The 18,494-nt window shown below is 70.2% G+C and carries 13 protein-coding genes and 5 pseudogenes; 11 read left to right on the top strand and 7 right to left on the bottom strand.

Annotated features, from left to right (window positions below):
* Positions 1 to 104 precede the first annotated feature (104 nt).
* Positions 105 to 947, top strand: coding sequence for an alpha/beta hydrolase (locus tag ACZ6D7_RS46125; RefSeq protein WP_469504678.1), 843 nt, complete (start codon positions 105 to 107; stop codon positions 945 to 947).
* 43 nt (positions 948 to 990) lie between these two features.
* Here ACZ6D7_RS46125 and ACZ6D7_RS46120 read toward each other — a convergent pair whose 3' ends face one another.
* Entirely contained in the window at positions 991 to 1,782 is a 792-nt protein-coding gene (locus ACZ6D7_RS46120) for an HARBI1 family protein (RefSeq protein ID WP_469504675.1), read from the bottom strand.
* Between the two features lie 206 nt (positions 1,783 to 1,988).
* Between ACZ6D7_RS46120 and ACZ6D7_RS46115 the strand changes: the two genes are divergently transcribed.
* The 3 genes and pseudogenes from ACZ6D7_RS46115 to ACZ6D7_RS46105 all read left to right on the top strand — a co-directional run bounded on the left by ACZ6D7_RS46115 (position 1,989) and on the right by ACZ6D7_RS46105 (position 4,492).
* Positions 1,989 to 2,609, top strand: a complete 621-nt coding sequence (locus ACZ6D7_RS46115) for a Chromate resistance protein ChrB (protein ID WP_469504672.1) — start codon at positions 1,989 to 1,991, stop codon at positions 2,607 to 2,609.
* 13 nt (positions 2,610 to 2,622) lie between these two features.
* Positions 2,623 to 3,048 (top strand): YkvA family protein, encoded by a 426-nt coding sequence (locus ACZ6D7_RS46110; RefSeq protein ID WP_469504671.1) that lies wholly within the window; start codon positions 2,623 to 2,625, stop codon positions 3,046 to 3,048.
* A gap of 638 nt (positions 3,049 to 3,686) precedes the next feature.
* Positions 3,687 to 4,492 (top strand): annotated as a pseudogene (locus ACZ6D7_RS46105) (transposase family protein).
* Positions 4,493 to 4,511: 19 nt separating this feature from the next.
* Here ACZ6D7_RS46105 and ACZ6D7_RS46100 read toward each other — a convergent pair.
* Positions 4,512 to 5,206, bottom strand: a pseudogene (locus ACZ6D7_RS46100) (transposase).
* A 202-nt stretch (positions 5,207 to 5,408) separates the two neighbouring features.
* On the opposite strand from ACZ6D7_RS46100, the pseudogene ACZ6D7_RS46095 reads away from it, so the two are divergent.
* Positions 5,409 to 6,009: pseudogene (locus ACZ6D7_RS46095) on the top strand (IS110 family transposase); the annotation flags it as partial.
* 360 nt (positions 6,010 to 6,369) lie between these two features.
* Here ACZ6D7_RS46095 and ACZ6D7_RS46090 read toward each other — a convergent pair.
* Positions 6,370 to 7,617, bottom strand: coding sequence for a DUF418 domain-containing protein (locus ACZ6D7_RS46090; protein WP_469504668.1), 1,248 nt, complete (start codon positions 7,615 to 7,617; stop codon positions 6,370 to 6,372).
* A 212-nt stretch (positions 7,618 to 7,829) separates the two neighbouring features.
* On the opposite strand from ACZ6D7_RS46090, the gene ACZ6D7_RS46085 reads away from it, so the two are divergent.
* The 3 genes from ACZ6D7_RS46085 to ACZ6D7_RS46075 all read left to right on the top strand — a co-directional run bounded on the left by ACZ6D7_RS46085 (position 7,830) and on the right by ACZ6D7_RS46075 (position 10,526).
* Entirely contained in the window at positions 7,830 to 8,045 is a 216-nt protein-coding gene (locus ACZ6D7_RS46085) for a hypothetical protein (protein WP_469504666.1), read from the top strand.
* Between the two features lie 76 nt (positions 8,046 to 8,121).
* On the top strand, positions 8,122 to 9,897 hold the full coding sequence (locus tag ACZ6D7_RS46080; protein ID WP_469504665.1) for an ABC transporter ATP-binding protein: 1,776 nt from the start codon (positions 8,122 to 8,124) through the stop codon (positions 9,895 to 9,897).
* A 101-nt stretch (positions 9,898 to 9,998) separates the two neighbouring features.
* On the top strand, positions 9,999 to 10,526 hold the full coding sequence (locus tag ACZ6D7_RS46075) for a hypothetical protein (protein WP_469504663.1): 528 nt from the start codon (positions 9,999 to 10,001) through the stop codon (positions 10,524 to 10,526).
* A 459-nt stretch (positions 10,527 to 10,985) separates the two neighbouring features.
* Here ACZ6D7_RS46075 and ACZ6D7_RS46070 read toward each other — a convergent pair whose 3' ends face one another.
* On the bottom strand, positions 10,986 to 12,104 hold the full coding sequence (locus ACZ6D7_RS46070) for a sensor histidine kinase (protein WP_469504660.1): 1,119 nt from the start codon (positions 12,102 to 12,104) through the stop codon (positions 10,986 to 10,988).
* Positions 12,101 to 12,760 (bottom strand): response regulator, encoded by a 660-nt coding sequence (locus ACZ6D7_RS46065; RefSeq protein ID WP_469504693.1) that lies wholly within the window; start codon positions 12,758 to 12,760, stop codon positions 12,101 to 12,103. Before ACZ6D7_RS46065 ends, ACZ6D7_RS46070 begins: the two co-directional genes overlap by 4 nt.
* Before the next feature lie 202 nt (positions 12,761 to 12,962).
* Between ACZ6D7_RS46065 and ACZ6D7_RS46060 the strand changes: the two genes are divergently transcribed.
* Positions 12,963 to 14,165, top strand: coding sequence for a DUF418 domain-containing protein (locus tag ACZ6D7_RS46060; protein ID WP_469504658.1), 1,203 nt, complete (start codon positions 12,963 to 12,965; stop codon positions 14,163 to 14,165).
* Between the two features lie 171 nt (positions 14,166 to 14,336).
* Positions 14,337 to 14,843: pseudogene (locus ACZ6D7_RS46055) on the top strand (transposase); the annotation flags it as partial.
* A 235-nt stretch (positions 14,844 to 15,078) separates the two neighbouring features.
* On the opposite strand, the gene ACZ6D7_RS46050 reads toward ACZ6D7_RS46055, so the two are convergent.
* Both ACZ6D7_RS46050 and ACZ6D7_RS46045 read right to left on the bottom strand, forming a co-directional pair.
* Positions 15,079 to 15,948, bottom strand: coding sequence for a CAP domain-containing protein (locus ACZ6D7_RS46050; RefSeq protein WP_469504655.1), 870 nt, complete (start codon positions 15,946 to 15,948; stop codon positions 15,079 to 15,081).
* Between the two features lie 354 nt (positions 15,949 to 16,302).
* Positions 16,303 to 16,677 (bottom strand): SRPBCC family protein, encoded by a 375-nt coding sequence (locus tag ACZ6D7_RS46045; RefSeq protein WP_469504653.1) that lies wholly within the window; start codon positions 16,675 to 16,677, stop codon positions 16,303 to 16,305.
* Between the two features lie 1,634 nt (positions 16,678 to 18,311).
* On the opposite strand from ACZ6D7_RS46045, the pseudogene ACZ6D7_RS46040 reads away from it, so the two are divergent.
* Positions 18,312 to 18,494, top strand: a pseudogene (locus tag ACZ6D7_RS46040) (AMIN-like domain-containing (lipo)protein); the annotation flags it as partial.

The following is an 18,494-nucleotide window of genomic DNA, read 5'->3' as shown; positions in this document are numbered from 1 at the left end:
CATCCGCCCCCGGGCCTCGAACACGGCCTCTCAGCCGCGGCCGGCCACTCAGGAAACCCGGCCCGGCACTCGAAGCTGCCCGGATCACCACATCAGGAGTTGCGTTGTTCACTTTCGACAGCACGGACCTTGTCACGGTGCACGTGCACGAATGGCAGCCCGACACACCACCGCGTGCCGTCGTGCAGATCGCCCACGGCATGGGAGAACACGCCGGCCGCTACGCGCCGCTCGCTGCAGCACTGACCGAGCAGGGCTTCACCGTCTACGCCAACGATCACCGCGGACACGGACTCAGCAGACACGCCGCGCCCGGGCATCTCGGTGACAACGGCTGGAACCGGCTCGTCGAAGACCTGGCCGCCCTTTCGGGAATCGCCCACGAGCGGCACCCAGGCCTCCCCCTGGTACTGATCAGCCACAGCCTCGGGTCCTTCGCCGCCCAGCAGTACATACTGCGGCACGCCTCCCTGATCAACGCTGTCGCGCTGACCGGCACCACAGCGGTCGACGTCATGCTCGCGGGACAGACCGCCGAAGAAGACCCCCTGCGCGCCCTCAATGCGAAGTTCGAGCCCGCCCGGACACCGTTCGACTGGCTCAGCCGCGACGCCCGCGCCGTCGACGCCTACCTCGCTGACCCTCTGTGCGGCTTCAGCCTCGATGCCCAGGGCATGGCGGACCTCGCCGCCGCATTGCCCACGCTCGCTGATCCCCGGGACGTTCCGGCCCGGCTGCCCATCTGCGTCATGGTCGGAGACATGGACCCGCTCAACGAACAACTCCAGCTCAGTGACCTGCTGGTCAAGCGCTACCGCACGGCCGGCGTCACGGACATCACCTACCGAACCTATCCGGGAGCCCGCCACGAACTGTTCAACGAGACCAACCGCCAGGAGGTCATCAACGACCTGCTGACCTGGCTGCACCACGCCCTGCCCCGCTGACGTCCCTTGTTTCTGGTAATCGGTCATGACGTTGTGTGATCGTTCAGATGGTGCGGTCGTACTCGAGTCGGAGCAGTACGAGGGCTGCGGCCGCGATTTTCGTGATGCGGCTGGGGTCGAGGCTGACCCTGCGCAGGGCCTTGAAGGTCGTCTTGAGTAGGGAGTTGGCACGTTCGCAGATGCCGTGAATGCCGCGGATGACCTTGCTGTACGTCTGTTGCTCTTCGGTCAGCTCGCCTCCGGCGGGCTTCTTGCAGGGATGGCGGAAGCCGTCGCCAACGTTTTCGTAGCCGAGGTCGACCAGGGTCGGCATGCCCAGCTCGGCCGCGATGCGGTTGAGGGCGTCGACCAGGCCGTGGTGGCGGGCGCAGGTGGTGTCGTGCTCGCGGCCCGGGCGGACCGGCGAGACCCAGATCGGCCAGCCGTCCGGGGTGGAGATGACCCGCACGTTCCCGCCATGGTGCTTATGTTTTCCGGACCACCAGAGGTCTGCGCCGTTGGGGCCGGGGGCTGCGACACGGTCGGTGCGGATGGCGGTGCCGTCGAGGTTCAGATGCGTCAGCCCGGCGGCCTTCGCGCGGTCCAGCGCGGTCGCGAGGTCCGGTGCCCCGGCCGCCAGAGCGGTCAGCCCCTCGTGGAGGTAGCGGTAGGCGGTGGAGACCGACAGGCCGTTGTCGCAGGCGAGTTGGGACAGACGCGTGCCGTCGATGAACCAGCGCAGGACGAGCACCGCCTGACGGAAGCAGCCCAGCGCACGCCTGCCCCTGCGGGTGCCGGCCGCGATGCGGTGATCACGCAGCAGCCGGGCCACGTGCTCGGCGGTAGACGGCTTCACCTCGAGCGCGGCGGTGTATGTGACACGCCGAGCACGGCGGCCAGCGCGGCGGCGGCCACGGCCGTGACGGCCTCGCGGACGGTGGGCAGGCGGGACGGCCCGGCCTGGGTTCGGATCAGGGGGTCCTCCCTGGTCGTGCGGATGGCAGCCGGACCACCACAGCGGTCGGCGTACTCTGCGTTCAGGATGAATGGTACGGTCGTTACATGACAGCTGAGACGACAGTAGCGCGAGGCCGGTTCCTGCTGGTGACGGTCAGCACCGCCGACGCCCCGCCAGCGACCCGCGTGCGGGTCTGGCGCAAGCTGCGCTCCCTGGGCGCGCTCTATCTCCAGCAGTCGGCGTGCCTGCTGCCCGACCGCGACACGGTACGGCGCCAGGTCGCGCGACTGCTCACTTCCGTGCGCGCCGACGGCGGCACCGCCCGCCGGCTGACCGTCGACATCGCCGACCCCGTCGAGTACGACCAGCTCGTGGCCGAGTTCAACGCCGAGCGGGACACCGAGTACGGCGAAGTCGTCGAACGCACCCCCGAACTCCTCGCCGAGCTGGAGAAGGAAACCGCCCGGGGCAACGCCACCTATGCGGAGGTCGAGGAATCCGAGGCGGACCTGGAACGGTTCGACAAATGGCTCGCCAAGATCGCCGCCCGCGACTACTTCGGCGCCCCCGGCGGCATCGCGGCCCGAGAAGCGGTCGAGCAGTGCCGCACGGCTCTGGCCGCCTTCGAGGACGCCGCCATCGCCGCACAAGCCGGCACCCACCCCACCAGCCAGGCCGAGACCAGCGCGCTGCCCGCATCAGCGACGCTGCCCGCGGTCGAGTAGAACGGATCATCACATGTGGTGGGACATTCTCCTCGCGATCGCCGCCGGCCTGCTGGCCACCTGGCTCGCCCTGATGATCGGCCTGCTCCTCATCCGCCCCAAGGGCGCCCTGCTCACCGAGGCCATACGGCTCCTGCCGGACCTCGTCCGCCTGCTGCGCCGCCTGGCCGCCGACAAGACGCTGCCCCGCGGCGTGAGGATCCGCCTCGGCGCGCTGATGGTCTACCTGGCCCTGCCCATCGACCTGATCCCCGATTTCCTACCGGTGATCGGCTACGCGGATGACGCCATCATCGTCGCCTTCACACTGCGCTCCGTCGTACGCCGAGCCGGGATCGACGCCGTACGCGCACACTGGCCCGGCACCGACGACGGCTTCGCCGCCCTGTCCCGCCTCACCGGACTACACCGCGCGGGCAGCACCCCCACCGCCGACTGACACGCAACGCCGCCATCCAGCCAGACCCAGGACCCGACTTCACGGCACAGGACGGATAGCCGTGGAAGACCGACTCAGGCGCGCGCAGCAGTCGTCGAAGCTCCCCACTCCGTTGAACGCCAGACCACATGAGGCGACGAGCGCCACAGGCCATATTCTCAGAGATCCCCATCACCTCTCCAGGTTCCGGAGGGATCAGACGCTAACCGCTACTCTTGCGGGCCTCTGAACGTGCTCGGCGTGTAATGACATGTTCTGTCTCAAGAAACAGGCCCCCCACCGCACGGTCGGTCGGGGTGCCTGGAAAGACGATATGGCCGTGCATCGCAGCCAGAGTGATGTGAACGTCGTCCGTGCCATGGCGGAACAAATACCGCTGCCGGGCGATGTCCAGTTCACGCTCACTTACTGACTCCACTCGCAAAGCGTTCACCACGGTCAGGCCCGCTCGCCACGCCTGGACAACCTCACGGACCCCGACGTGACTGCCACCCCGCGAAGGCAACCCACGCTCAATACGCTGTCCGGGCGGTGCCGGCCATGGAGAACACACCTCAGTGAACCTCTTTCATCCTGTGCCGTGGGGATGAAATGGGCTGGTCAGGTGGGGTGACATGGCGAAGCCCCTCGTCGTTGGTGTGGTGATCTCACTCAGCACGCCATCGGCCGGGGGGCTTCGTTGGTTCCGTATCCTTCCATGCTCGACGTCCCGTACGAGCTGGTTGAACACGTCTCGTGGCTCATCTACGCCCGAAGGCGTGAACTTCGCACACGCTGGCGCAAGTTGGGGTGCTTCAGGCAAGCCCTGCTGGTCCTGGCCCACCTGCGCAAGAACGAGACACTCGCACAGGTGGGGGCCGGTTTCGGAGTGTCAGAAGCGACCGCCTGGCGGTATGTGGCCGAGACTGTCGAGATTCTGGCGGCGTGGGCACCGGGCCTGCGCGAAGCCCTCGTGGGCCTGGGCGAGGGAGACTTCGTCATCGTCGACGGGACGCTGATCCCCACCGACCGCATCAAGGCGAACGAGCCGTGCCACTCCCACAAACACAAGCAGCACGGCATGAACGTGCAGGTGATCGCCGCTCCGGACGGCACACCCCTATGGTTCTCCCGCGCCACCCCGGGCAGGACTCACGATCTGACCGCGGCCCGCGCCCACGGCATCGTCCAGGCGTGCCTCACGCGAGAAGTCCTCATCCTCGCGGACCGCGCCTACCAGGGAGCCGGCGCCACCGTCCGCACCCCCTACTACGGCCACCGCGAACGCCCCGACCACTACCAGCAGTACAACCACGACCACGCCCGCCTGCGAGCGCCCGGCGAACGCGCCTTCGCCCAGCTCAAGTCCTGGCGGCTCCTACGCCGGGCCCGCTGCTCAACCCACCGAATCAGCCGCATCGTCGGTGCCGTTCACACCCTCCTCATCTGCGGAAACCCAGGATGAAAGAGGTCAGTGAGCTTCTTCAGCGTTGCCGCTCCAGGGTGAGGACAGCTTTCGCGATTGACGTCATGCGGTTCGGGCTGCATCGGGATCTGCGGAAGATCCGCCAGGACTTCAGCCATGCGACGCCGCGTTCGACCGGTGCCCGTGCCCCGTGGCCAGGGCCCGGTTGACGGTCTTCTCGGTGAGGGTGAGTTCCTGCAGGGGCCTGCGTTTGATGCCCGTGGTCACCCAAGGGCCGCCGCCCTGGTAGTCGAGATCGGCCAGGATGGGGACGCCCTGGCGCTCGCAGATGCGGATGATCTGGTGGGTGCGGGCCGCGGTCAGGTCGTGAGTTCGGCCTGGCAACGCGGGTGAGAGCCGTAGCAATCGGCCGCCGGGATCGGTGACCACCTGCATGTTCACCCCGTGCCAGCGGTGCTTGTGGGAGTAGTCGGCCCGACTGTCGCCGACCCGGTCGCACTCGTCGAGCGTGCCGTCCAGCAGGACGAAGTCCACATCGGCCTCGCGCAGGACCTTCAGCAGACCCGGCGCCCGTTCGGCGAGCAGGTGGATGACCGCGCTGGTGTAGGCGTGGGCGGTGGACTCGCTGATCCCAAACCCGGCAGCGATCTTCGCCAGGGTGGTGTGTTCACGCAAGTACACCAGTGCCATCATCGCGCGCTGAGACGGGCGGAGCTTGCAGCGCCGGTCACCCTCACGGGTGACGACGAGCATGGTGCCCCCTTAAGAAGGCTGGTGGTCCGGGAGGACTGGGTGTGGCTGATAGTGACCTGCCGTTGATGGCTCGGAGTGAGTAGCCGCCCGGTTCTCCAGGACGCTCCGGCTGCTGATTGAGAAGTGCGGTCATCGCTGGTTAAGGGCTTGGCGGCGGAGCGTTCCCGGACCCAGGGAGTGCTGGTGTCTGAGGAACGGAGCGATGACGGTGACGGAACGTCACGAGCAGGTCTGGGTCGGCATCGATGCCGGCAAGGCTCATCACTGGGCGGTCGGAGTCAACGCCAGCGGAGAGAAGGTGTTCTCGAGGAAGGTCGTCAACGGTGAGGACGAGATCCTGGCCCTGATCGTGGCGGCGTGCGAGATGGCCGACGAAGTGCGGTGGGCGGTGGACACCTGTGGCCGGGCCTCGACGCTGCTGCTGGCACTGTTGATCTCCAATGGCCAAAGCGTGGTCTATGTGCCTGGCCGCACGGTCAACCGAATGTCCGGGGCCTACCGCGGCGAGCGGAAGACCGACGCGAAGGACGCCCTGGTCATCGCCGACACCGTGCGTATGCGCCGGGACTTCACACCCCTGAGCCTCCCGGACGAGACCGTGGCCAATCTCCAGTTGCTCACCGCTCACCGAGCCGACCTGATTGCCGACCGGGTACGGCTGATCAACCGCCTGCGCGATGCCCTGGTGGGCATCTGCCCTGCTCTGGAGCGGGCCTTCGACTACTCCGCCGCCAAGGGACCGGTCGTCATGCTCACCGAGTACCAGACCCCGGCCGCCCTGCGGCGGACCGGCGCCAAGCGGGCGTCGAGTACCGCTTTCAAGCGGGTACGGTCCCCGGCCGAACGTGCCGACCACAGGACGTCCCGTTCCGTGAGGTCCCCAGATCGCGACGAGGCCGGCGCCGATCCTGTCGTCCCACTCGGCCGTGTTCTGGCGGAGCAGGACGCGGGAGAGGGCGGAGGTGTCGACGGGGTAGTCGGCGACGGTCACTCATCCGCTCCGGTGCCGAGGTCGTCGTCTGCCGCGCCCTTGATGGCTCTGACACAGCCGGGCCTGGGCACCGAGCCGTCACCTTTGAGCAAGGACTGAGCCGCTCGCCGGATCCGTGAGCGGTTGGTTCAGGCCGGGGTGAGACGTGGAGGCGAGCCACCCCGGCCTGGCCTCACCGGATGTGCTTCGCCGGCTTGGTGGCGGCGTGGAGCAGGTACTCCAGGGGTCCGCGGCGGAAGAAGCGGGACCAGATCGCGGCGAACACGATCGCCCCGAGGACGAACATGAGCAGCGGCACCCAGGACTGCTGGGTGCTGGTCCCGCCGGGCATGGACAGGACGGACTGCACGACGAAGTGGCCGACGTAGGCCGTCAGGGACATAGTGCCCACGGCGATGACCGGTTTCGCCAGGCGGCGCAGTCGCGGCAGGCGGTCGATCGCCACCGTCGTGCCCACGATCACGAGGATCGCGACTCCCACGCTGCCGATGATGTCGAACGTGGTGCCGCTGTGCGGCCCGGCTGTCAAGAGCAACGACGCCGGCATATCGGGGAGCGACCCGCCGTCGAGGGGCATCGATCCGGAGCTACCGGACGATGGCCCGCCTTCCGCCAGGCTGTCCAACGCGTCCTTGCCGGCCAGCAGCAAGGACATGCCGTACGCGGCCACGGTGAGGGCGGTTCCGAGCGCGGCCAGGCGCCACTGGACGGCGGTCGCGGACAGGTCGAGGCGGGCCAGCGCCATACCGGCGATCACGAACGATATCCACGTGATCGTCGGGTAGAAGCCGGTGAACAGGAGATCGAGCACTCCCACGCCACTGAGCCGGTGGAGCGGGTCGTAGGCGTTGATGCTCTGCTGGACCGACTCGCTCAACAGCGAGTTCAGGGCGAACGACAGCTGTGGTGTGACGAGGGCGAGGGCGGCCGCGATGATCGCGAGCGTCTTGGCCCGCAGTCGCACCAGGGGCAGGGCCAGCAGGAAGTAGACGCCGTAGAAGCCGAGGATGATCACTCCCCCGTATTCCATCGCCATCGCGGTGCCCAGCGCGAGTAGGACCACGGCGCGGATCGCGATTCTGGCCTTCGCCTGCCGGCCGGCCAGGCCGGTCTTGGGCTCGCGGCGGCCGGCGAGCAGCATCAGTGAGAACCCGGCGAGGGTGGCGAACAGGACCGACGAGTGACCGTCCGCCATGTACCGGACCCAGCCGGCGACGCCGTCCGTGGCCGACAGCGGAGGGCCGATGTGCACGACGTACATGCCGAACACCGCCAGCGCGCGGGCCAGGTCCACCCCGACGAGGCGTCCTATCGAAGGACCGGGCGAGGCCGGCACGGCGGACTCGGGCGGGGTTCGGGTCTGCGGAGGCGAGTTCTCCGGCGGAACTGACGTCTCCCGCGGCGGCTGCATCTTTGTCATACGGAGAATCTCGCGTGGACGTCAGGAGGCGGACCATCCGGCAGGCTTCGGTAACGGCCCCGCCGATCGGCGGGTACCGCCCTGCCGACCGGCGGAGTCTCGTCCCGACCGATCCGGCGCGACCGGACGGCGGATTTCTCCATCCACTCGGCGGGGGTGGACCCGACAGTTGCCGCATGGGCACGGGGTAACCGGGCTTCCAGGCTGGAGGCATGACACACCGTGCGCGACACAGGGAGCCCGAGGACTTCCTCGGGTCATCGGCCGACGTAACGGGCCGTGACGCCGTCCCTGGCAGGGGCGAGTTCCTGGAGTTCCTCGGCCTGACGTCGGCGGCCGGCGCCTTCGTCCTGTTCGTCGTCCGTCCTGAGGTCTCCGACGCGCTGGTGCACACCCTCGCCAGGGGCACAGCCGGACTCGTCCACTGAGCCGATACCTGCTCACGCCCTGGTGCGCCGGACCGCTGATGCAGTGCCCGGCAGACTGCAGAAGAAGAGGAACTTCGTGAACACCGCATCCGCCCCGACGACGGATGAAACGTCCCTGTCCGCCCGAGAGACGGTCAAGGCACTGTACGCATATGTCCGCCCGCACCGGGGGGCCCTCGCTCTCGGCCTGCTGTGCGCCCTGGTCGGGGCCGCCGGGGGCCTGCTGCAGCCACTTGCCACCAAAGCACTGGTGGACCGGCTCGCCTCCGGTGACACCATCTCAGGGATTCTGCTGGCGCTCACGGCCCTGGTGCTGCTGGGCACAGTGGTCGAGGCGTTCGGCGCCTTTGTGCTGGAGCGGACGGCGGAGTCGGTGGTCTTGGCCGCGCGGCGCACCCTTGTGGGGCGGTTGCTGCGGCTGCGGATCGCGGAGTGGGAGCGGATCCCGCCGGGTGATCTGATGTCCCGGGTCACCTCGGACACCACGCTGCTGCGGGCGGTCAGCACCCAGGCGGTCGTCTCCGCGGCCACCGGCGTGGTGGCCTTCGTGGCGGCGATCGTGATGATGGCGGTCCTGGATGTCGTGCTGCTGGGCGTGACGCTCGGTGTTGTCGTGCTGGTCGGCGGAGCCGTCGCGTTGGTGATGCCGAGGATCGCGCGGGCCACCGAGCGGTCGCAGGAGGCGGTCGGGGAGGTCTCCATCGCGCTGGAGCGGGCCTTCGGGGCGTTTCGCACGGTGAAGGCGTCCGGTGCCGAGGAGCGGGAGACCGCCCGGGTGGAGGCTGCGACGCGGCGGGCGTGGCGGCACGGCGTGAAGAGCGCGAAGTGGGAGTCCGTGGCAGGCTCGGCGGACGAACTCGCCGTGCAACTGGCCTTTCTCGCGGTGCTCGGGGTCGGTGGGGCGCAGGTGGCGTCCGGGGAGATCCCCGTGCCCACGCTCATCGCCTTCCTGCTGTACCTCTTCTACCTGATCGAGCCGGTGTCCAGGCTGGTCGACGTCGTGTCCTCCTATCAGGAGGGGGCGGCCGCGATCTCCAGGATCGCGCAGGTGGAACGCCTCTCGACGGAGCCGACCGCCCGGCAGAAGGGTGTCCTGCCCAGGCAGCGTGCAGCGGTGTCAGTCCGCTTCGAGGACGTGTCCTTCCGCTACCGTGCCGGCTTGCCGTACATCCATCAGCGGGTGAGTTTCGAGGTGCCGGGTGCCGGTATCACGGCCTTCGTGGGCCCTTCCGGTGCGGGCAAGTCGACGGTCTTCGCGCTCATCGAGCGGTTCTACGAGGCGACCGGCGGCCGGGTCCTGGTCGACGGCAAGGACGTACGGGACTGGCCGCTGCCCCGGCTGCGGTCTGCCATCGGCTATGTCGAGCAGGACGCTCCGGTGTTGGCCGGCACGCTGCGGGAGAACCTGGTCTTCGCTGCGCCCGGCGCGACGGACGACGACATCCGCGACGTCCTGGCACGGACGAAGCTCGCCGCCCTCGTCGATCGCCTGCCCCACGGCCTGGACACCCCGGTCGGGCACCGCGGCTCGAAGCTGTCGGGCGGCGAGCGGCAGCGCGTCGCCATCGCCCGTGCACTGCTGCGCCGACCCCGGCTGCTGCTGCTGGACGAGGCGACCTCGCAGCTGGACGCCGTCAACGAGCTGGCGCTGCGGGACGTCGTCGCGGAGGTGGCCCGCGAGACCACGGTGCTGGTGGTGGCCCATCGCCTGTCGACGGTGACAGGTGCCGACCGGATCATCGTGATGGACGCCGGACGGGTCCGATCGGTGGGCACCCATGAGGAACTGGTGGCCCAGGACCGGCTGTACGCGCAGCTGGCGGCCACTCAGCTCCTGGCCCCCGCGCGATGACCCATCACACGCAGGGTTGTCCGGTCGTGCACTGCCGCATTCCCGGCCGGACAACCACACGCACCGACACCCACGGAAACCAAGACCGCGAAAGGCCCTGTATGCGCACCGAGTCCGCCATCCGTTACAGACATGCGGTGTGGGGCTGGCTGGCGCAGCCGACTGCGCTGTTCGGCGGCGTGTACGGGCTCCTGGTGTCGAGTTCCGCCGTCGCGGCGCTCACGCAGTTCCGCGAGGTGACTCGGGCGGCGCGCATGGACGACACTCTGTGGATCCTTTTCACCGCTCTCGCCTCGGCCCTGGCCCATGGTTATGCCCACCAGATCGCCCACCGCGATGCCCAGGGCCATCCCGGCGTACGGGGTGTGGTGCGTGCCGTGCTCGCCGAATGGCCGCTGGTGCTGGCGGCGCTGCCCACCACACTGCTGCTGTGGGGGGCGGGCCTCGGCTGGTGGCGTTCCCAGGGCATCGAATACGTCGCCTTCGGAATCAACACCATCCTGCTGTTCTGCTGGGGCCTGCTCGCCTCCCGAGCCGCAGGCCGCACATGGGGACGAGCCGTCAGGATCGGCTGTACCGACGCGCTCCTGGGAGTGGCCGTCGCCTTGGTCAGCACCCTGCTGAAGTGACGCGGCGACTTGTCACAGATGCCGGTGACGAGGGCGGGGCCGATGTCGCTGAGTCGCGTATCGCCCTGTCCGGCCTCCGTCAGGCCGCTGACGGAGGCCGGGGCCGTCGGCGAGCCTGCGGGCCAAATCCACGCCGATCAGCCGGCCGACCGCTGCGTCATGCCCACAGGCTGGTGATCACACCAGGTGGGCCGGTATCCGGCGGAAGTCCGCACAACCCGCCGGAGGGCAGGCCACACCCCGCCGCCACGGCATTTGGGCCACGGCTGCCCAGGACCCTCGTCAAGCTCCGTCGTCCGCCCGTGGGCGAGGCGGGCATGGGGGCCGTCGGCCTGGTGCCGGGATCTTTGCCGGCCGCGCGGGTAACCGGCGTCCGCGGAGACGTGTGGCGTGCACGTCCGGTCCGAGGGAAGACCCGAAGCCACCGGGCCGTCCCGCACCATCGGACGTCCTGATCGGTCAGTCCGCATTGAGCGGGATCCGTAGCCGCACCCGGTGGCCGCCCTCCGCGGTCGGGCCCGCCTCCAGGGTGCCGTGCAGGATGTCGGCCCGTTCCCGCAGACCGACCAAGCCCTGCTGCGAACCGGGCAGGGGCAGGGAAGGGCGGGTCGGCGGCGAGTTGGTGACGGTCACTCCTACGTCGTCGCCGTCCTGCCACAGCTCGACGCAGGCCGTGGCGCCGGGGGCGTGCTTGCGGACGTTGGTCAACGCCTCCTGGACCGTACGGTAGAGGGCCCGTTGCGCGGGTGTGCCCACGGTGGGCGGAAGCTCACCTGTCAGCCGTGCGTGCGTGCCGCTCGACTCCACCAGTCTGCGCAGGTCGGCCAGGGTGGGCTGAGGGGTCAGCTCGGTGGCGTGGCCGCCGGAGGCGCGCAGCAGCGTGACCATGGTGCGCAGTTCGTCGAGCGTGGTGACACTCAGCGAACGGATCGTGCGGGCGGCCTCTTTGGCGTCCGCGTCCTTGGTGGCGACCTGCAGGGCTCCGGCCTGTACGGCGATCAGGCTGACCTGGTGGGAGACCACGTCGTGCATCTCCCGGGCCAGCTGGGTGCGTTCGCGGGCGAGCACGGCCTGGGCGTGCAGGGCCCGCTCGTGCTCCCTGGCCTCCTCGATCTCCACCAGTCGCCGCGCCAAGTCCCGATGCGTCTGGAGAAGTTGTGCAATGAGGACCGGTGCGGCGGCGGTCGCCAGGCTGTACACGAAGGTGATCAGCGTCATGGTCCGGCCGACCTCGGTGAGGCCGGCCAGGGGCCACGGAGTGCTGTTCGCGACGGCGGTCAGGGCGACGCACACCGCGAGGAGAGGGCGGTTGCGGGAGCGTTCGGCCAGCGTGAACAGCGCCGCGAGCGGAGCAACGGCGACGGGCTGCGTCAGCGCGATGGGCAGGGTCAGCACGAACACGCCGAGCGGGAACCTGCGCCGGAAGGCCAACGCGGTGCAGCCGAGCGTGGCCAGTGCGACGCCGAGCGGTGTGTCGTCCCACAGGTTCAGCCACACGTCCACGGCCGCTGCCACCACCAGGACGAGGTCGACGACCGGCGCGGGCACACGCTCCCACAGCGCGCGGGCGCCATTCATCGCCCGGCCTCCGACCGCGGACGCTCGTCGAGCAGACCGGCCCGCTGCGCCAGCAGCGCGGCCTGCACCCGGCTCGTCACCCGCAGCTTCGTGAGGATTGCGCTGACGTGGTCCTTGACCGTTCCGGCGCCCAGGTGGATGCGTGCCCCGACGTCGGCGTTCGACAGGCCTTCCGCGACCAGGACGAGGACGTCGCGCTCGCGGGCGGTGAGGAGCCGGACCCGTGCCGCCTCCTCGTCGACGGCAGTCGAGGTGCCGGGGTGGCTGTGCAGCAGTGTCCGCGACGCCCTGGGGGACAGAACCACGCCGCCCGCGGCCAGAGTGCGCACCAGATGGGCGAGCTGCTCCGGCTCGGTGTCCTTGAGCAGGAAACCGGCAGCGCCGGAGTGCAGCGCGGTCAGGATGTACTCGTCGGCGTCGAACGTCGTCAGCATCGCCACCACCGGAGCGTCCGGCATCGTCCGCAGCTCGCGCAGCACGGTGAGCCCGTCGACGTCCGGCATCCGGATGTCCAGCAGCACCACGTCGGGCCGCTCGCGGCGGACGGTCTCCACGGCACCGCCGCCGTTCGCGGTCGCGACGACCTCGATGTCCTCGGACGCGCCCAGAATGAGCCCGAACCCCGAGCGGACCAGTGCCTCGTCGTCCACCACCACTACCCGGATCACGCGCACTCCGCCTCACCTTCAACCATGCCGTCCAACCCACGCCGCCTCGACCCTAAGGCCAGGCAGAGCCCTCGCAGCCCGACCAGCGGCAGCTCCAGCCACCCGGCGGGGTATCGCCCTCCAGTCGGCAGGGGCATCACAGCCTTCTGCCGGGTACTCCATGACCGGCCCGGTCTCCAGCCTGAACGGCATGGCACATCACCCGGACTCCCCGCTGCTCCCGGCCGACGCACCGTCCCCCGCACTCGAGCGCACCAAGCCCTCGATCGGCGCGCCAGGCGTGGGCCGGCTGATCGGGCTGGACCTGGCCCGCGGTCTGGCCGTCTTCGGCATGTACGCGGTCCATGTCGGCCCCGCCCCGAGTCAGGGCGGTGTCGTCGGCTTCCTGATGGATCTGGCGCAAGGCCGCTCCTCCGCCCTGTTCGCCGTCCTGGCCGGCTTCGCGGTCGCCCTCATCACCGGGCGCCGCACGCCGAAGACCGGGCCGGCCGGCCGTCAGGCCGTCGCCAAGGTGATCATCCGGGCTGTCATCCTGCTGGCCCTCGGCACCGCTCTGACCATGACCGGCACCCCGGTCGTACCGATCCTCGCCTTCTACGGACTGTTCTTCCTGCTCGTGCTGCCGCTGCACCGGCTGGGCGCCAAGCCGCTGGCGATGATCGCAGCGGGCTGGGCGCTGGTGGGCCCGCAGTTGCTGTACCTGCTCAGGCCGGTCGTCGGCGGCCGCTCGTTCCCGACTGTCGGCCAGGCCGACGGCATCGTCTCGCTGTTCTTCACGGGCGGCTATCCGGCCCTGACCTGGGTGCCGTTCGTCATCGCCGGTATGGCTGTCGCCCGCCTCGACCTGGCCGCCACGGCTGTCCGGATACGCCTGGCCCTCACCGGCGTCGCCCTCGCCGTCACCGGCTACGGCGGCTCCTGGCTGGCGCTGCGTCTCGTGCCCGGTGCCGCCGCAGCCGTCCGGGAGGCCGAAGCGGGATCGTCCATGCCGTCCGTGTCGCCCGGCAGCGTCGGCCTCTTCGGCGACACCCCCGCCGGGCTGCTGGTCGCCTCTCCGCACAGCGAGGCGACCCTGTCCATCGTGGGCAACACCGGTGTGGCGATCCTGGTGATCACCGCCTGCCTGGCCGCCATGGACGCCTTCCCCCGGCTGCGCCGCCTGGTGGGGCCCGTCATTGCGGTCGGCTCGATGTCGCTGACGGCGTACGTCTTCCACATCGTCGCCATCTGGCTCCTGGGCACCGAGGAAATGACCGTCCCGCCGCTGTACATCCTGCTCGGCTTCATCGCGTCCATCACCGTCCTCGCCGCCATCTGGTCCCGCTTCTTCCAGCGGGGGCCGCTCGAGTGGCTGATGGGCAGGGCGACCGGGATCGCCCGGCGCATTCAATGAGGTCTTTCAGCGTGGCCACCGATCGGGTGATGCCGACGGGGTGCGCAACGCACGAGGCTCCCATGCCGTTGGGGGAGGTGTTCGAAGTCTCAACCCATAGGCACAGGAGCCGCGTTGGTTCCGTAATCTGCCGCACTCGACCTGCCGCACGCACTGATCGAGTGGGTCACGATGCTCATCGTCACCCGCGAGGGTGACCGCCGCTGCAAGCTTCTGCCGCACCAACGTGCCCTGGTCGGCCTGGTGTACCTCCGCAGGCACGACCCTCTCGCACAGCTCGCGGCCGGCTTCGGTATCTCTGTTGGCACTGCCCACGCCTACACGGCAGCCGTGATCGACCTCCTCGCCGACCGCGCGCCCGGCCTGCTGCGCGCCCTACGCGAAACCGATCCCGACTACGTACTGCTGGACGGCACCCTCGCGGAGTGCGACAGGGTTCGCGACGGCCGCGCCGACTGCTCCCAAAAGCACCGCCGGCACGGAGTGAACGTGCAGGTAGTGACCGACCCCGCTGGCCGGCTGCTGTGGATCTCACCCGCACTGCCGGGCCGTGCCCACGACCTGACGGCCGCCCGCGCCCATCGGGTCATCCGGATCCGCGAACGCCAGGGCGTCCCGATCCTGGCCGACCGGGCCTACATGGAAGCCGGCTCGTGGGTGACAACACCCCTCAGACGCCCTCGCGGCTTCGTGCGGTGCTGGACACCGGGGCCTGCTTCGCGACCGCCGACGCTGCCGCGCCGGCCGGCTTCGACATCTCGGTGATCACCGTGCCGACCCCGCAGCGGGACGGCCGCGCCGGGCCCCAGGCAGAACGGCACCCACGCCCGCCGCGGCCGCTCCGGAGCGAGCGGAGCGGCGCGGCGGGCGTGATGGCCGGCGGGCCGTGACAGGGGGGTGGGCCTCGTGAGCGTCAGCGGGCCGTGCCGAAGTCCTGCGTCCAGTAGTTGCCGGGCTGCGCCACCCCCACACCGATCTCCTTGAAGCCGCAGTTGAGGATGTTGCGCTTGTGGCCGGCGCTGGCCATCCAGCCCGCCATGACCTGCTCGGGCGTGGAGTACCCGTACGCGACGTTCTCGCCGTAGGTGCTCCAGAGGTAGCCCGCACGCGTGATCCGCTGTCCCGGGTCGGACCCGTCGGAACCCGTGTGCGACATGGTGTGGTGGCTCGCCATGTCCACGCTGTGAGCCTGGGCGGCCTGCGAGAGCTTCGCGTTCAGGGTGACCGGGGAGCAACCGACCCTGGCACGCTCGCTGTTGACCAGGGCGACCACGCGGGCGGCGGCGGGGGCCGCCGTGCCGGCGGCAGGGGCCGTGGCGGCGGGAGCCGTGGTGGCGGGCGGCTTCGGTGCCGCAGTCGTCGGCGAGGGAGGCGCGGCGGTCGGCTTCGGCGCGGCGGTGGTCCTCGCCGGGGCGGGCGGGGTGACCGGCTTCGGCGCGGCGGTGGTCCTCGCCGGGGCGGGCGGGGTGACCGGCTTCGAGACGGGCGCCTTAGGCTTCTTAGGGGCGGGCGCCGCAGTTGCGGGAGAGGCCGTCGGCGAGGCCGAGGGCGAAGCCGTCGCCGTGGGCTTCGCGGTCCAGACGTCCCGCCCCCGGTGTCCGTCCCAGGACGTCTTCCTCCCGTCCGTCCAGGGACCGCTGGACGTGGCGGTGACGGCCTCGGCTCCTGTGTCGCCCCTGCACGCCATGGCGGCCGACGGCACCGCCACCGCGCCCATCGCCAGGACGGCGACGGCTATGGGCCGGCGGCGCGTCTTCCTGCGGTGCTTGCGGTGGTTCCTCATACGGACCTCGTTCGGTCGACTCTCCTTGCGCCTCCGGCCGGCCCGGTTTCGCACAGACACTGCGCTTGACCTGCGGGGACGCCTTGCGGGGCCGTCATTGTTAAAAGCCGCGCAAGGACACGGCAACGGAGGCTTCCACTACCTCGCCTCGTAGACGAGGGCACCCTTGAATCCGGCCCGGGATTGTGCCGAGCCGCCGCGCCGGACGCCGGCAGCGCCTCACACTCCGTCAGAAGAACGGCAGACGCGGTCCGGCGGCTCGAGACCGGTGCCCCCGGCCGGCGACCCGGCCAAGATGCCGCATATGCCTGCTTCCGCATGCCAGATCCGCCTATGTCGGCCACACGCCACGTACTATCGCGGCACGTTGACGGGGACCGGGCACGTGAGGGATGTCACCGACCATCCCCACAACCCTCTCGGGGTTGTCCGGCGTACGGGGCGACGCGGGCAGGCAGTGGTGACCGTGCCCAGGAGCGCGTCGAGGCCGCCGGCACAGAAGTCGCGGAAGACGGCCACGGCCTCCTCGTCGCCGACGCCGGCCCGGGCGAAGACGCCGGACCATTCGACCCGGGACGCCTCCGGCCCGCCGGGCACCTCGCGGACGCTGCGGGTGCAGCGGCAGCCAGCGACGCGCAACGGGGCGCCGAGGAAGATTCCGGGCCGGCCCTCAAGCCGCTCCCTCGCCCGCACCACCAGAAGACCGCACACCGGACAGAACTCAGACATGCACGGTCCGCGAAGACGGCGCCAGACGAGCACCCGCACCGGATCCACTCGTCTCTCCCGCACTCCGTCAGCCGAAGGCCGCGGTGCAACCCCCGCCGGGACGCATCCGGCAGACCGCCGGGACCGTGACCGATGCGTTTCTGCTCCCGATGCGCGTCAACCGATTCACCGGTCAACCGGTGGGGCCGGCGGCGGGGTGTATCGACAGCCCGTGCCCGGCCGTTGTTCCGGGTCGCACCATTCGCGTTCTGGCGGGTGTCGCCCGCACGGACGGTGCGCCCGGCCGAGGAGGACGCCGCCCCGCCGGACATCTGACTGCCACCGCACGCCGCGAGGCCGGCCCCCAAAGGCCGCGCAGGTGCTGGAGGAGCCGCAGCCGGCCACTGCGTGAACGCCGGGAGATGATCACATGGGCGACACAGCCCGGGTTCCGTATGAGAAAGTCCAGCTTCCGCACCTTCCGCAGCTTCCGCCCGGACCCAATCACCCGCACTCCCGACTCCGGCACACCCTCTCCGGTCCGGCACGCGTCTGCCCGTCTTGACCGTTCCTCGTTTCCGCGTCGAAGGATGTCCTGACGCGGACGACCTGCCCGAGCCGGTGGCGAACACCCGGGGCATCGAGCCAGGGGGCGTCTCTCCGATCTTCGAGGATCAGGGAGCAGCGTCCGACGCGTGCTCTCGGTGCGCCGGGCGTGTGCCCCGGTACTGGGCGTACCTGGGCTCATGCTCGGTGCGGCGAGAGTGCGTGCCGGGCGTCGCGAGCCCTCGAAGATCGGGGAGACGCTTCCTAGAAGGTTCCAGGCCGGGCTACCCACCGGCCCTGTCCTGCAGCGCACAGGCCCGCTCCAGGGCCGCGTCCGGCCACGGCGGGTCCCTTCGATGCGGTCCGCCCGAACCTCACGACGCCAGTCGGCCACTGCGCCGGAACGCGCCGATCGATCAGGCACGCGTGTGCTGCGGCGACCCACCACCGGGCCCCAGCCACACCGCCCCACGCCCCGCAGAACACGCCCCGACGGCAAAGGCGTGACGGTCAGGCGATGGGCAACGGCTTTCCGCCCCGAAGCAACCCGGTGAGGCTGCACCTGGGGGCAACGGGCCGCCGAACTGCTGCGATGACGGCCGCACGGCGGATCCGACCCCCGCCACCACGCAGACACCCGCCCTGCACGGCACCGAGGACCCGCCGCTCCCCGCCGCACACACCGACACCACCACCGCCGCATCCCCACGCCCGCCCGGTCATGACCGAGGGCACGGGCCACATCCTGCCCCCCGCATCGGCCGAAGCCCCGCCGGCGGGACACTGCGCCCCCGCGGGGCGCCGACAGAACGCGGTCACCGCGGGACGGGCCGATCACCGCACAAAAGGTCCCGCCCCACCAGGCCGGGCACAGCCGGACAGGGCACCGGCAGGCCCGGAGAGCAGGAACCCCGAGCCGCGCGGAGGCCGCCCGGGCAACGACCCGCCGCGCGTGCACCCCGCCCACCGGCCCAAGACGTGCACAGCCGCAGCAGACACCCAGAGGCCTAAAAGATACGAAAACATGGTGAAAGTGTGGAACCGCCCGAATAGCCCTGATGTCTCCCCTAGTGAGCACACAGTCCCCCTACAGAAAGATCGGGGGCGTCATGCACCACCATCCCCGCCGCACGGCCGTCGCCGCCGCCGGCATCCTCCTCACCGCGACCGCCGGCGCCGCGGCCCCCGCCTCCGCCTCCACACCATCCCAGGCATCGGGGCGACCCCCGGCCACCGCTCTAGTCGTCAACGCCCACTGGGCCGGACACTGCACCTTCGACCGGCTCGTCATC

The organism is Streptomyces sp. NPDC041784 (assembly GCF_055591025.1).
The sequence above is the reverse complement of the archived record's forward strand: the minus strand, read 5'-3'. Positions and strand labels throughout refer to the sequence as shown.

Coding starts and splice junctions, on each gene's coding strand:
- ACZ6D7_RS46090 (WP_469504668.1), bottom strand. CDS start 7,617: ATGACAAAGATGCAGCCGCCGCGGGAGACGTCAGTTCCGCCGGAGAAC.
- ACZ6D7_RS46075 (WP_469504663.1), top strand. CDS start 9,999: ATGCGCACCGAGTCCGCCATCCGTTACAGACATGCGGTGTGGGGCTGG.
- ACZ6D7_RS46060 (WP_469504658.1), top strand. CDS start 12,963: ATGGCACATCACCCGGACTCCCCGCTGCTCCCGGCCGACGCACCGTCC.
- ACZ6D7_RS46085 (WP_469504666.1), top strand. CDS start 7,830: ATGACACACCGTGCGCGACACAGGGAGCCCGAGGACTTCCTCGGGTCA.
- ACZ6D7_RS46110 (WP_469504671.1), top strand. CDS start 2,623: ATGTGGTGGGACATTCTCCTCGCGATCGCCGCCGGCCTGCTGGCCACC.
- ACZ6D7_RS46115 (WP_469504672.1), top strand. CDS start 1,989: ATGACAGCTGAGACGACAGTAGCGCGAGGCCGGTTCCTGCTGGTGACG.
- ACZ6D7_RS46050 (WP_469504655.1), bottom strand. CDS start 15,948: ATGAGGAACCACCGCAAGCACCGCAGGAAGACGCGCCGCCGGCCCATA.
- ACZ6D7_RS46045 (WP_469504653.1), bottom strand. CDS start 16,677: ATGTCTGAGTTCTGTCCGGTGTGCGGTCTTCTGGTGGTGCGGGCGAGG.
- ACZ6D7_RS46070 (WP_469504660.1), bottom strand. CDS start 12,104: ATGAATGGCGCCCGCGCGCTGTGGGAGCGTGTGCCCGCGCCGGTCGTC.